The 11,998-nt window shown below is 62.9% G+C and carries 17 protein-coding genes; 3 read left to right on the top strand and 14 right to left on the bottom strand.

The window, feature by feature from the left end; all coding sequences use genetic code 11:
* Window positions 1–9: 9 nt before the first annotated feature.
* The 7 genes from rpsH to rpmC all read right to left on the bottom strand — a co-directional run bounded on the left by rpsH (window position 10) and on the right by rpmC (window position 2,508).
* Entirely contained in the window at window positions 10–408 is a 399-nt protein-coding gene (gene rpsH / locus OU426_RS11430) for a 30S ribosomal protein S8 (RefSeq protein ID WP_267634128.1), read from the bottom strand.
* A 12-nt stretch (window positions 409–420) separates the two neighbouring features.
* Window positions 421–726 (bottom strand): 30S ribosomal protein S14, encoded by a 306-nt coding sequence (gene rpsN, locus OU426_RS11435; RefSeq protein ID WP_267634129.1) that lies wholly within the window; start codon window positions 724–726, stop codon window positions 421–423.
* Window positions 727–744: 18 nt separating this feature from the next.
* Entirely contained in the window at window positions 745–1,305 is a 561-nt protein-coding gene (gene rplE, locus OU426_RS11440) for a 50S ribosomal protein L5 (RefSeq protein WP_267634131.1), read from the bottom strand.
* Window positions 1,305–1,610 carry a 50S ribosomal protein L24 gene (gene rplX / locus OU426_RS11445; protein ID WP_267634132.1) on the bottom strand — a complete coding sequence of 102 codons (306 nt, stop codon included), beginning with the start codon at window positions 1,608–1,610 and terminating at the stop codon, window positions 1,305–1,307. The genes rplE and rplX overlap by 1 nt, the downstream gene beginning before the upstream one ends.
* Window positions 1,610–1,978: a 50S ribosomal protein L14 gene (gene rplN / locus OU426_RS11450; RefSeq protein ID WP_035714274.1), complete on the bottom strand. Its 369-nt coding sequence runs from the start codon at window positions 1,976–1,978 to the stop codon at window positions 1,610–1,612. Before rplN ends, rplX begins: the two co-directional genes overlap by 1 nt.
* A gap of 83 nt (window positions 1,979–2,061) precedes the next feature.
* Window positions 2,062–2,295 carry a 30S ribosomal protein S17 gene (rpsQ, locus tag OU426_RS11455; protein ID WP_267634135.1) on the bottom strand — a complete coding sequence of 78 codons (234 nt, stop codon included), beginning with the start codon at window positions 2,293–2,295 and terminating at the stop codon, window positions 2,062–2,064.
* Between the two features lie 12 nt (window positions 2,296–2,307).
* Window positions 2,308–2,508: a 50S ribosomal protein L29 gene (gene rpmC, locus OU426_RS11460; protein ID WP_267634136.1), complete on the bottom strand. Its 201-nt coding sequence runs from the start codon at window positions 2,506–2,508 to the stop codon at window positions 2,308–2,310.
* Window positions 2,509–2,806: 298 nt separating this feature from the next.
* On the opposite strand from rpmC, the gene OU426_RS18160 reads away from it, so the two are divergent.
* Window positions 2,807–3,124 carry a PadR family transcriptional regulator gene (locus tag OU426_RS18160; RefSeq protein WP_420712595.1) on the top strand — a complete coding sequence of 106 codons (318 nt, stop codon included), beginning with the start codon at window positions 2,807–2,809 and terminating at the stop codon, window positions 3,122–3,124.
* Complete coding sequence (locus OU426_RS11465; RefSeq protein ID WP_267634137.1) at window positions 3,124–3,999, top strand: acyl-homoserine-lactone synthase; 876 nt, start codon at window positions 3,124–3,126, stop codon at window positions 3,997–3,999. The genes OU426_RS18160 and OU426_RS11465 overlap by 1 nt, the downstream gene beginning before the upstream one ends.
* 144 nt (window positions 4,000–4,143) lie before the next feature.
* Here the strand turns inward: OU426_RS11465 and pheS are convergent, their stop codons facing one another.
* Window positions 4,144–5,217, bottom strand: a complete 1,074-nt coding sequence (gene pheS, locus OU426_RS11470; protein ID WP_420712594.1) for a phenylalanine--tRNA ligase subunit alpha — start codon at window positions 5,215–5,217, stop codon at window positions 4,144–4,146.
* Between the two features lie 258 nt (window positions 5,218–5,475).
* On the opposite strand from pheS, the gene OU426_RS11475 reads away from it, so the two are divergent.
* Entirely contained in the window at window positions 5,476–6,405 is a 930-nt protein-coding gene (locus tag OU426_RS11475; protein ID WP_267634329.1) for a glycosyltransferase family 2 protein, read from the top strand.
* A 205-nt stretch (window positions 6,406–6,610) separates the two neighbouring features.
* Here the strand turns inward: OU426_RS11475 and rplT are convergent, their stop codons facing one another.
* The 6 genes from rplT to OU426_RS11505 all read right to left on the bottom strand — a co-directional run bounded on the left by rplT (window position 6,611) and on the right by OU426_RS11505 (window position 11,985).
* Window positions 6,611–6,973, bottom strand: a complete 363-nt coding sequence (gene rplT, locus OU426_RS11480) for a 50S ribosomal protein L20 (protein ID WP_267634139.1) — start codon at window positions 6,971–6,973, stop codon at window positions 6,611–6,613.
* A gap of 12 nt (window positions 6,974–6,985) precedes the next feature.
* Entirely contained in the window at window positions 6,986–7,186 is a 201-nt protein-coding gene (rpmI, locus tag OU426_RS11485) for a 50S ribosomal protein L35 (RefSeq protein ID WP_267634140.1), read from the bottom strand.
* 217 nt (window positions 7,187–7,403) lie between these two features.
* Window positions 7,404–8,291, bottom strand: a complete 888-nt coding sequence (locus tag OU426_RS11490; protein ID WP_267634141.1) for a branched-chain amino acid ABC transporter permease — start codon at window positions 8,289–8,291, stop codon at window positions 7,404–7,406.
* Window position 8,292: 1 nt separating this feature from the next.
* Window positions 8,293–8,994, bottom strand: a complete 702-nt coding sequence (locus OU426_RS11495; RefSeq protein WP_267634142.1) for an ABC transporter ATP-binding protein — start codon at window positions 8,992–8,994, stop codon at window positions 8,293–8,295.
* Between the two features lies 1 nt (window position 8,995).
* Window positions 8,996–10,162, bottom strand: coding sequence for an ABC transporter substrate-binding protein (locus OU426_RS11500; protein ID WP_267634143.1), 1,167 nt, complete (start codon window positions 10,160–10,162; stop codon window positions 8,996–8,998).
* Window positions 10,159–11,985, bottom strand: a complete 1,827-nt coding sequence (locus OU426_RS11505) for a branched-chain amino acid ABC transporter ATP-binding protein/permease (RefSeq protein WP_267634145.1) — start codon at window positions 11,983–11,985, stop codon at window positions 10,159–10,161. The genes OU426_RS11500 and OU426_RS11505 overlap by 4 nt, the downstream gene beginning before the upstream one ends.
* Between the last annotated feature and the right edge of the window lie 13 nt (window positions 11,986–11,998).

The following is an 11,998-nucleotide window of genomic DNA, read 5'->3' on the forward strand; positions in this document are numbered from 1 at the left end:
GACCCCTCCTTAGAACACGGTGCAGAGCACTTCGCCGCCGACATTGGCGGTCCGTGCAGCTGCATCCGACATGACGCCGCGAGGCGTGGAGACGATCGAAAGGCCGAGGCCATTGCGGACCGACGGGATGTCCTTGACCGAGGCATAGACGCGACGGCCGGGCTTGGACACACGCTTCAGTTCGCGGATGACCGGGGTACCTTCGAAGTACTTCAGGCTGATTTCCAGTTCCGGCATGCCATTGGCCGCCTCGACCTTCTCATAGCCACGGATGAAACCTTCATCCTTCAGCACGTCAAGAACCCAGGCGCGCAGCTTGGAAGCGGGCGACCGGACGGTGGATTTGCCACGCATCTGCGCATTGCGGATACGGGTCAGCATATCGCCGAGAGGATCGTTCATCGACATATCTCGACCTCCTTACCAGCTCGACTTGACCATGCCGGGGATCTGGCCGAACGAGGCCAGGTCGCGCAGCATGATCCGCGAGAGCTTGAGTTTGCGGTAGTAGGCGTGCGGGCGGCCAGTGAGCTGGCAGCGATTGTGCATCCGCACCGCCGACGAGTTACGGGGCATTTCAGCCAGTTTCAGGGTCGCCTTGAAGCGCTCCTCCATCGGCTTGGACTGGTCTGCGATCACCGCCTTGAGGCTCGCGCGCTTGGCAGCATGCTGCTTGACAAGCTTGGCGCGCTTCACTTCGCGGTTAACCATGGATTTCTTAGCCATCTATCGTTCCTCCGCGGATCAGCTGTTGAAGGGCATGTTGAACTGCTTCAACAGGCTCTTCGCTTCCGCGTCGGTCGGCGCGGTGGTGCAGATGATGATGTCCATGCCGAGAACTTCGTCGACCTTGTCGAAGTCGATCTCGGGGAACACGATATGTTCCTTCAGGCCCATCGCGTAGTTGCCGCGGCCATCGAACGCCGTGCCCTTCACGCCGCGGAAGTCGCGGACGCGCGGCAGAGCGACGTTGATCAGACGGTCGAGGAATTCGTACATCCGGTCGCCACGCAGCGTGACCTTGCAGCCCAGCGGCATGTCTTCACGGACGCGGAAGCCCGCGATCGAATTCTTGGCCTTGGTGATGACGGCTTTCTGGCCGGCGATCGCGGAAAGTTCCTCAGCCGCGTTCTTGACCTTCTTGGTGTCCTTCACCGCTTCGCCGACGCCCATGTTCAGGACGATCTTGTCCAGGCGGGGGATCTGCATGTCGTTCTTGTAGCCGAACTCTTCTTTCAGAGCGGCGCGGATCTTCGCGACATACTGCGCCTTGAGGCGCGGGGTATAGGTTTGCGCGTCAAGCATCAGATCGCCTCCCCGGTGGTCTTGGCGAAGCGGACCTTCTTGTCACCTTCCATGCGGAAGCCGACGCGGGTTGCCTTGCCGTTCTTGTCCATAAGCGCGAGGTTCGACAGGTCGATCGGCATCGCCTTCGGCTGGCGGCCGCCCTGGCTCGTCTGGGTCTGGCGGGTGTGGCGGATCGCGACATTCACGCCATCGACCACGGCCTTGCCGGCCTTCGGGTCAACGGACTGGATCTCGCCCTTCTTGCCCTTGTCCTTGCCGGTGAGGACAAGAACGGTATCACCCTTGCGGAGTTTCGCGGCCATCACAGCACCTCCGGCGCAAGCGAGATGATCTTCATGAAGTTCTTCGCACGCAGTTCGCGCACGACCGGCCCGAAGATACGGGTGCCGACCGGTTCGCCCTGGTTGTTCAGGATGACGGCGGCATTGCGGTCGAAGCGGATCGACGTGCCGTCTTCACGACGGACTTCTTTGGCGGTGCGCACGACGACGGCCTTGCGGACGTCCCCTTTCTTCACGCGACCGCGCGGGATGGCTTCCTTGACCGACACCACGATGATGTCGCCGACGCTGGCGTAGCGGCGGTGGGAACCACCCAGAACCTTGATGCACTGCACCCGGCGTGCGCCGGAGTTGTCAGCAACATCCAGATTGGTCTGCATCTGGATCATTTGGTTTCTCCCGACCTTTGGAGACTAGGCTGCAGTGCCAAGCCCCAGGGTTTCGATTGACGAAAGACGGTTTCGCCGGGGCCTCAGACCTCGACAACCACCGTCCAGCGCTTGGTTTTCGAGATCGGCGCACATTCTTCGATACGAACCGTATCGCCGACCTTGAACTTGTTGTCCGCGTCATGGGCGCGGTATTTCTTGGTTTTCCGCACCGTCTTTTGCAGCAGCGGATGCTTGAAGCGGCGTTCGACCAGAACGGTGATCGTCTGCTCGTTCTTGTCCGAGGTCACGACGCCTTGCAGGATACGTTTGGGCATTTCGTCGTTCCCTTACTTCGCAGCTTCTTGGGCTTTTTGGTTCAGCACCGTCTTGATGCGCGCCGCGTCCTTGCGGACGGCGTTCATGCGGGCGGTGTTCTCAATCTGGCCAGTGGCCTGACGGAAGCGGAGGTTGAACGCTTCCTTCTTGAGGGCGACCAGATCCTCGCGGAGCTGATCGGGGGTCTTTTGGCGCAGTTCAGCGGCTTTCATGCCGGTCTTTCCTTTTCACAATCGCCAGACGGCCCCTTGGCAGGGTCACCGAAGACCTGGCGGATCAATGACAAACCACCGATTCCGAGTCGCCCCGGAGCCGTGGATGCGGTCGTATAGGGGGGATGTGCGGGAAGGGCAAGGGGGATTTGGAGTGACGCCCTCGTTCGCCTCCTATCAGCCAGTCGCGTGACTAGCTGATCTGGACGGCGATCTGTCGGGACCATTGACAAATGGATCGAAGGGGGCCACCTATCTATGTAGATATCTACATAGGTTCGCGACCATGAAGCTGAAAATGACGGACCCGACGTTGCGCGTTTTGGACGCTTTCCTGAGCGAGTATCCGAACGCACTTGCCGGGGCCGACTTTATCAACAGTGTGCGCATATTCTCAGGGACATTGTACCCCATTCTTGATCGGCTAGAAAGAGCGGGATGGATCGAGGGGAAGTGGGAGGAGATATCGCCAAGTGACGCGAAACGGCCCCGCAGAAGGTATTATTCTCTAACGGGAAGTGGGCGGATTGCCGCCATTCGCGCCATTAACGAGCGAGATTCAATGACACCTGACCGGCGGGGACGAGGCTTGCCCATTCATCAGGGAGGCGTTTGATGTCCTTCTTAGACCTTATTTTCTCCCTCGCCGGAGCGTTCGCGGTGCAAACTCTGTTTGATCTTTCCGAACCGCTGAGCCGTCGTCTGGTTCGACTAGCCTGCCGGCTCCTTCCAAAAGAGCTTCGCGCGCTCCGCCAAGAGCAAATGGAAGCGGACCTCCTACATGTTAACGGCTCGGCCCTGCGTATTGTAACCGCGATAGGTTTTGTGAAACTTATCCTCCCCGAGGCACTATCGCATATTGCCTCCAAGCCAAGTACCGAAGCCACTACTATGCTTACTTTCGAGAATTTGCACAAACATGGTGAACTTTTCGCGAACATGTTTCGCGCGCGTGAGCGTTTTTTTGTCGCGCGCGAGGCTTGGAACCTGCCGGTGTCTTTGTCGGTCAAGTACGATCAGTATGACAATCCCGCGAGCAAGTGGATAGCGATCCATAGCCATGGCAAGGTTCTTGGCGGGATGCGTTTGACACCCACGACAGCTCGCTGCGGCATTTACTCATACATGATACGGGACGCTCAGCGCGGTCTCCTGCAAAGCTGCCCGGCCTCGCTGCTGTTCAAAGAAGCGCCGATCGAGTCGGATACGTGGGAGCTTTCGCACTGGTTCGTCACAAACGACATGAGACGGGCCACGACGAGGAGGGCGCGCAAGAAGCTGTTTTTGGAACTTCCGAATGCTGCGAAGACTCTCGGAGCGAACAGAATTGTAACCTTCCAGCCCATCGACTGGATCGGAAAAGCGAGACGGAGAGGACTTACAATAACCGCGATCGGTGACGCAGTTGAGATTGAAGGTAAGCGCATGCAAGCCGTAGAGATCAGATTCACAGATAACCCAAACGACGAGATCACGCCAACCCGTAGTTGAAGCTCACGCTGATCCCCTCCTCCTCGACCATGCTCATCGGCACATCATGCCGAAGCTAGCTTTCCGACATCAGCGCCTCACCGACGACGGACTTCACACTGACAAAACGCTGCAATTCCTTCGGCGCGGTTTTCCGGGGGAAGTTTACCTGCTCAACCCGCCCGCCACTGTCGGCATATCCAGCGCGCTGAACCCGTAGTGCCTCAGCCAGCGAAGATCGCTTTCGAAGAACGCGCGCAGATCGGGGATGCCGTATTTCAGCATGGCGATCCGGTCGATGCCCATGCCGAAGGCGAAGCCCTGCCACTCAGTCGGGTCCACCCCCGCCGCCGCCAGAACCTTCGGGTGCACCATGCCGGACCCGAGGATCTCCATCCATTTGTCGCCCTCGCCGATCTTCAGCTGGCCGCCTTCCCAGGAACAGCGGATATCGACCTCGGCCGAGGGTTCGGTGAAGGGGAAGTGAGAGGCGCGGAAGCGCAGTTCCACTTGATCCACCTCGAAATAGGCGCGGCAGAATTCCTCCAGCACCCATTTCAGGTTCGCCATCGAGATGTCGCGGTCGATCGCCAGCCCCTCGACCTGATGGAACATCGGCGTGTGGGTCTGGTCCATGTCCATCCGGTAGACCCGGCCCGGCGCGATCACCCGGATCGGCGCGCCCTGATCGGTCATCGCGCGGATCTGGACCGGCGACGTATGGGTGCGCAGCACATGGGGCGGGCGGTTGTCGCCCTCGGCGCGCGCCATGAAGAACGTGTCATGTTCCTGGCGGGCCGGATGTTCGGGCGGGATGTTCAGCGCGTCGAAATTGTACCAGTCGCTTTCGATCTGCGGCCCTTCGGCCACGGCAAAGCCCATGTCGGCGAAAATCGCGGTGACTTCTTCCGTCACCTGGCTCACCGGATGGATCGTGCCCTGACGGCGCGGGCGACCGGGGAGAGTGACATCCAGCCATTCGGCCTTCAGCCGTTCGTCCAGCGCCGCATCGCCCAGCGCCGCCTTCTTGGCGCGCAAGGCCGCGTCGATTTCATCCTTCAGCCGGTTCAGCGCCGCGCCTGCCGCCTGCCGCTCCTCCGGCGCCATCTGGCCCAGTTCGCGCATCTTCAGCGAAATCTCGCCCTTCTTGCCAAGGGCCGCGACGCGCAGCTCCTCAAGCGCCGCCTCGTCGGCCGCGAGCGAAATGGCGGACAGGTACTTCCCGCTCAGATCGTCCATGGTCATATCCTTTCGTCTTGGCGGCGCGCGCCCGCCGGTTCGGGGAAGGCGCGCCTTGAGGGTCTTGCGCCCCCTATAGCCCGATCCGGCGGCGGACTGCAAAGGCCCGTTGCGAGATGACAGCCGCCAGAGAGCCGAGGATTGTCGCAAAGCCGCAAACGATCCCTCAGCACCGCTTGCGACCACCGGCGGCGGACGGTTAGAGTTGCGCGCGACCCCGGAGGTGCTTTCTTGTCTTCCCCTGAGACCACGTTGCCCGTGCGGCCCCGGATTTCGGTCGTCATCCCGCATCTGAACCAGCCCGCCATGCTCGACCGCTGCCTTGCCTCGATCGCCGCCGGGTCACGCGCGCCCGACGAGGTGGTGGTGGCCGACAATGGCTCGCAGGAAATGCCCGAGACGATCTGCGCCCGCTATCCGTTCGTGCGGCTGATCCGCGAAACCACGCCCGGCCCCGGCCCCGCCCGCAACGCCGGGATCGCCCGGACGACAGGGGAGGTTCTGGCTTTCATCGACGCCGATTGTGTCGCGGACCCGGGCTGGTTGGCCGCCGCCGAGGCAGAGATGGCGAGGCCCGGCGCGACGGTTCTGGGCGGCGATGTCCGCATTCTCTATGTCGACCCAGCCCGCCTGACCATGCTGGAGGCCTACGAGAGCATCTACGCCTACCGGATGGACCGCTACATCGCCCGCAAAAACTTCACCGGCACCGGTAATCTTGTGATGACGCGCGCGGTCTTTGACGATGTCGGCCCGTTCGCCGGCCTGTCGGTGGCAGAAGATACCGACTGGGGGCAGCGCGCCACCGCCAAGGGCTACCGCATCCGTTTTGTGGCGGGGATGCGCGTCTATCATCCTGCGCGCGAAAGGTTCGCCGAGCTTCGCAGCAAGTGGGACCGTCACACCGCGCACTTTTTCGACGGGGTGCGCGGCAATTTCAGGCGGACGGTACTTTGGGCGCTCAAATGTGGTGCCATGGCAGCCTCCCCTCTCGCCGAACTGCCGCAGATCGTGACATCGGATCGGGTGTCGGGCATCCGGAACCGGCTGCTCGCTCTCGCCGGACTGATCCGCATTCGCCTCTACCGGGCACGGATCATGGCCTGGCTCCTGTTTGGGGGCGACCCCGACCGGTTGTCGGGCCGCTGGAACCGGCCCTCGGCGGCAGCGGCGGCTAAGCCGGACTGATCCGGAACCGGACTTCGGTTGCCACGGGATCGCAGGACTGCGGCGATCACATTCTATGTCAGATCGGCAGGGGCATCGACCGGTCCGAAATCTCGCAAAATTTCGGACCGGATTTCGTATCGAAATCCGGCTCTCTGCCGGGGTAAAGAAAAACCCCGCGAAGCGGTGTGCTCGCGGGGCTCCAAATCTTTGGCTTTGGGGCCGATCAGACCATCGCGGCCTTGGCCTTCTCGACGATGGCGCCGAAGGCAGCCGGTTCGCTGACGGCGAGATCGGCGAGCACCTTGCGGTCCACCTCGATGCCCGCTTTCGACAACGCATTGATGAAGCGCGAATAGGTCAGCGATTCGTCGATGGCGCGGCAGGCGGCGTTGATCCGCTGAATCCACAGGGCGCGGAAGTTGCGCTTGCGGGTCTTGCGGTCGCGGGTCGCATACTGGTTGGCCTTGTCTACGGCCTGGGTTGCGGTGCGGAAATTGGTCGAACGGGCGGCGTAGTAGCCTTTCGCAGCCTTCAGCACCTTCTTGTGGCGGGCGTGCGTGACCTTGCCGGATTTAACGCGAGACATGGGTCATTCTCCTCAGCGGTCGTAGGGCATGTATTTCTTGACGATCTTCGCGTCGGCATCGGCCAGCACCATGGTGCCGGTTGCCTGACGGGTGAAGGTCGTCGAGCGTTTGATCATGCCGTGACGCTTTCCGGCGACACCAGCCTTGACGTGCCCGTTGGCCGTCATCTTGAACCGCTTCTTCGCAGCGGATTTGGTCTTCATCTTGGGCATTTCCATCTCCTCGTCAGAGTGAACGCGCGACTCGGCAATGCCACTTGGCCGGACGCGCGGGTATCGAGAGGCGCCCTATAGCCGGGCAGAGGCACGATTGCAAGCGGCGTGGGCCGCTCATCCGGCCTCGCGGCCCTCTTCGCTCTGAAAGCGCCAGAGCCATCCGCCGAAGAGCGCCCGATCCGGGCGCGATGAGGCGCCGGGTTGAGCCGTCGCTTCAGCTGCGCCGACCGGTCTTGGCCGGAATGAGCCCGTCTGGCCGCCAGAGCAGGATCAGGATGACGACGCCGAGGACGAACGCATCGCGGAACGGCAGCGCCGCTTCCGGCAGGTAGGCTTGAAACAGCACTTCGGCGATCCCAAGAGCAAAACCGCCCGCGACCGCCCCCGAGAGGCTGCCGAGGCCACCGATAACCGAGGCGACAAATGCCTTCAGGACCGGCACGAAACCCATCAGCGGGTCGACCGACCCCCTTTGCGCCACCCATAGCGCCGCCGATATCCCCGCCAGCATGCCCGACAGCGCGAAGGCTGCGGCAATCACCCGGTTCGCGCGTATACCCATGAGCCGCAGCACCTGGAAATCCTCGGCCGCGGCGCGCATCGCCTTGCCCATCACCGTGCGCTTCAGGAAAAGAGTGAGAGCGGCGAGCGAGAGGCAGGTGACGAGGATCGAGGCGAGCGGCACCGTGCCAAGCCGCACAGGCCCGAATGTCAGAGTGCCCGACAGCTCCGGTGGCAGCGGCACGGGTTTCGGGCGCGCGGATATCCCATTCTGGAACAGGACCTTGAGGATCGCCGACACGGCGAAACTTGTCAGCATCAGCGAGGTTGGATCGGCCCGCCGCATCGGGCGGAAGGCAAGTCGTTCGGTCGCCGCTGCCGCTACCGCCGCCGCTCCAATCGCCGCCACGACCGCTATCGGCAAAGGCACAGCGTAAAGGATGCAGACGAAAAGCACATAGCCCGCCACCGTCATCAACTCGCCATGGGCGAAGTTGATCAGCGCGACGATCGAGAAGACGACGGCAAGCCCGAGCGCCAGAAGCGCATAGATACCGCCGAGGCTGACCGCATTCAGAAGCTGCTGAAGGAAGAACTCCATCTCACCCCGCAAGATAGGCTTCGCGGATCAGCGGGCTTTCAGCCAGCTCCCGTCCGCTGCCGGAAAGGGCCAACGCCCCGGATTGAAGCACGTACCCATGATCGGCGATCTCAAGCGCACGCTCGGCATTCTGTTCGACAAGCAGTATGGTGATGCCCTGGCTTCGCAAGCCGGCTATCAGGTCGAAAATCTGATCCACCACCTTCGGCGCCAGACCAAGCGACGGCTCGTCCAGCAGAAGAAGCCTTGGGGCCGACATCAGGGCGCGCGCCAGGGCAAGCATCTGCTGTTCGCCACCCGACAGCAGCCCCGCCTTCTGGTGATAGCGTTCGCGGAGGATCGGGAACCGGTCCAGTTCCGCCTCGGTCCGGCTCGCGAGTTCATCGCCCTTGGCATGGACCGCGCCGCCCAGATGCAGGTTGTCGGCCACCGAAAGCGAGGGGAAGACCCGCCTCCCCTCGGGACAGAGCGCGATGCCTCGTCGCACGATCTCCTCGGGCGGCAGTCCGCCGATCTCCGCGCCATTCAGAATAATCCGGCCGCGCGAGGGCGCGAGGCCGGAAATGGCGTTCAGGGTCGAGCTTTTGCCCGCGCCATTGGCGCCAAGGAGAACGGTGATCGAGCCCTTGGGCACTGTGAACCCGAGGCTCCCCACCGCTTCCACGGCGCCGTAGCGCACCGACAGGCCTTCGACCTCCAGCATGTCAGGGCGCCGGAACCAGCGCCGGATCGGGCGTGGCTGTTTCAATCGGCGCCCGGGCGCCCCCTTGGATCTCGACCAGCGTGATCGCGCGGAGCGGCATGCGGTTCGTGCCCTTGTAGGTCACCGACCCCGTCAACACCGGCACGTTTTCCAGGTTCGCCAGCGCATCGCGCAGCGCCGGGCCATCCATGGTACCCGCAGCCGTCACGGCGGCATCCAGAATATAGGGTATCTCATAACCGGTCGCGACATAGACGGTTTCCGGTGCAGCGCCAGTCACTGCCTCGTACTTCGCGTAAAACTCACCCAGGGGCGAGCCATCGGTCGGGAAACCGGCGGTGGTGTGGACGATCCCATTGGCGATATCGCCAAGGCCCGTCGTCGTCGGGCTGTCAATCCCGTCCGAACCCAGGATCGGCGCGGTCACGCCAGCACCGCGCAGCGCCTTGAGAAAGGCGGGGAAGTCGGGCTCATAGGCGGCGGTCATGATGACATCGGGTTGCGGGTCAAGCGCAGCGATCTTCGTCACTTCGGCCGCGAAATCCTGTTGGCCAAGCGAATAGGTCCCCTCGCCCGCGACCGTGCCACCGAGCTTCTGGAACACTTCCGCGAAATATTCCGGCAGGCGCAGCGTATAGGCGCTGTCGGGGGATTTCAGGACATAGGCGCTCTTGTAGCCCTTGGCGATCGCATGCTGGGCCAGAAGTGTCGCCTGTCCATTGTCGGCCGGGTATGAGCCGAACATATAATCGCCGACCGCATCGGTGATCGTTGGCGTGGTGCCACAGAAGGTCATTGTCGGGATCTGCGCTGCCTGACTGATCTGGCCTGCAGCGATCGAAGGATCGGCGTCGCAGGGTGTGATCAGGAATTTCACACCTTCAGCCACCAGCTCCTGCGCTGCCTGAACAGTCGCGCCTGTGTCGGACCTTGTGTCCTTGATATCGAGCGTCACGATATATTTACCGCCGAGCCCGCCCTTGGCATTGATCTCGTCCATCGCCATCCGGAACCCGGCCAGCGACGGCTGATCGAAGGGCGCGAGGCCGCCGGTCTGGCCCGTCGCGAGCCCGATCGTCACTTCTTCGGCCCCCGCAGCGCCCACAGCCGCCCAACCGCACAGAGCCATTGCCGTGCCAAGCGTCAGCATGCGTCTTGTCCGTGTCATTGCATCTCTCCCCGTTGGTTAAGTGTTGGTCTTTTCGTGCCGATATAGGCCTCGATCACCGCCGGATCGTTGCGAATGTCCTCGGGCGTGCCCTCGGCGATCTTCTGGCCCTTGTTCAGGACGACCATCCGGTCCGAAAGCCGCATGATCAGCCGCATGTCATGTTCGATGACCAGGATGCCGATCGGCCGTTCACGGCGCAGCTCTTCCAGCATGGCGATCAGCCGGTCGGTTTCGGCCGGGTTCATCCCGGCGGCCGGTTCGTCCAGAAGAAGGAATTCGGGATCGAGCGCGAGTGCCCGCGCGATCTCAAGCCGCCGCCGGTCGCCATAGGCGAAAGCCTCCGCCAGTTCGTTCCATCGGCCCGCAAGCCCGACCCGCTGCAGCTCTGCCATCGCGAGCTCTTCGGCCACGGCGCGTCCGTGACCGGCGGCCTGGGCGGCGACCGTCACGTTTTCAAGCGCTGTCAGCCGGTCGAAGAGGCGGATATTCTGGAAGGTGCGGGCGAGGCCGACGCGGGCGACCCGATGCGGCGGAAGGTCCGAGAGCCGGATGTCACCAAGCAGGACCGCGCCAGACGTCGGCCGCTGCTGGCCGCAGATCACGTTGACGAGCGTGGTCTTTCCCGCCCCGTTCGGACCGATGAGGCCGGTTACTTGCCCAGTCGGCACCGTGAAGCTGACATTCTCAAGCGCCGCAAGTCCGCCAAAACGGACCGTCACATCGCGGACCGCAAGCGACCTTGCGGCCGCCTCAGCGCGAGGGGCCGGGGTGGCTGCAGGCGGCGGATCGGCGAGTTTCGCCGCAAAGGTCGCAGGCGAAAGCTCGGACAGGCCGACCATTCCGATCGGCCGCGCCCAGATGGTCATCAGCAAGGCAAGGCCGAGGCCAAGCTGAGGCAGACCGAAGATCGGCGGCACCTGCACGAATCCGATGTCGATGCCGGCTTCGGCCTGCCTCAGGATCTGGACAACCGCGGTCAGCATCACGACACCCGTAAGAGCGCCGGTCACACTGTAGCGACCGCCGACGATCAGCATCGCGATCAGAAGAAAGATCAGGTCAAAGTAGAAATCCTTGGGCGAAAAGGCCCCAAGATAGTGGCCATAGAGCGCGCCAGCGACGCAGGCGAGCGTGATGCTCAGCGCCCAACTGAAAAGGCGCATCCGGCCGACATTCACCCCAAGCGCTGCGGCCGCCACCTCGTTCTCGCGCGAGGCGCGCAGCGCGAGGCCGACGCGACCTTCCCTGAAAAGCCGGGCGATGAAGGTGAAGAGAACCACTGTCGCCAGAGCGACGCCGAACCCGGTCAGTCGCGGCACGCCATAGAAGGTCTGGCTGCCGCGCGTGATATCTCGCGCGCCCACAAGGCAGACATGCAGAATGATCAGAAAGGCCAGCGTGCCGATCGCCGCCGATCCGGTCGAAAGCCGCGCCACCACTGCGCCACTCGCCATGCCGACACCGATCCCGACCAATGCCGCCACCGCAAGTGCTGCCAGAAGCCCCAGTTCATGCCCCTGAAGCCAGGCGGGCAGGTTGGGTAGCGCGGTTTTCTGCACCGCCGCGGGCATTGTCATGAGCGCGGCGGCATAGGCGCCCAGCCCCATGAAAGCGGAATGGCCGAAAGAGGTGATGCCGGAATTGCCACTGAAGACCGCTAGCGCCAGGACCGCGGCGGCCTGCAACAGCATCAACGTCGCGATATTGTCGCCCCCTGCCCCCATGAGCGCGCGCACAAGAAGCGCCGCAAGCGCAAGTGCTGCCGACAGCAGCCCCGCGCTCAGCCACGCAGTCCTCGGCAAGGCAAACCAAAGGCGCATCCGACACTCGCTT

It is taken from the genome of Frigidibacter sp. RF13 (genome assembly GCF_026626305.1).
Taxonomy (GTDB): Bacteria; Pseudomonadota; Alphaproteobacteria; order Rhodobacterales; family Rhodobacteraceae; genus TMP-24.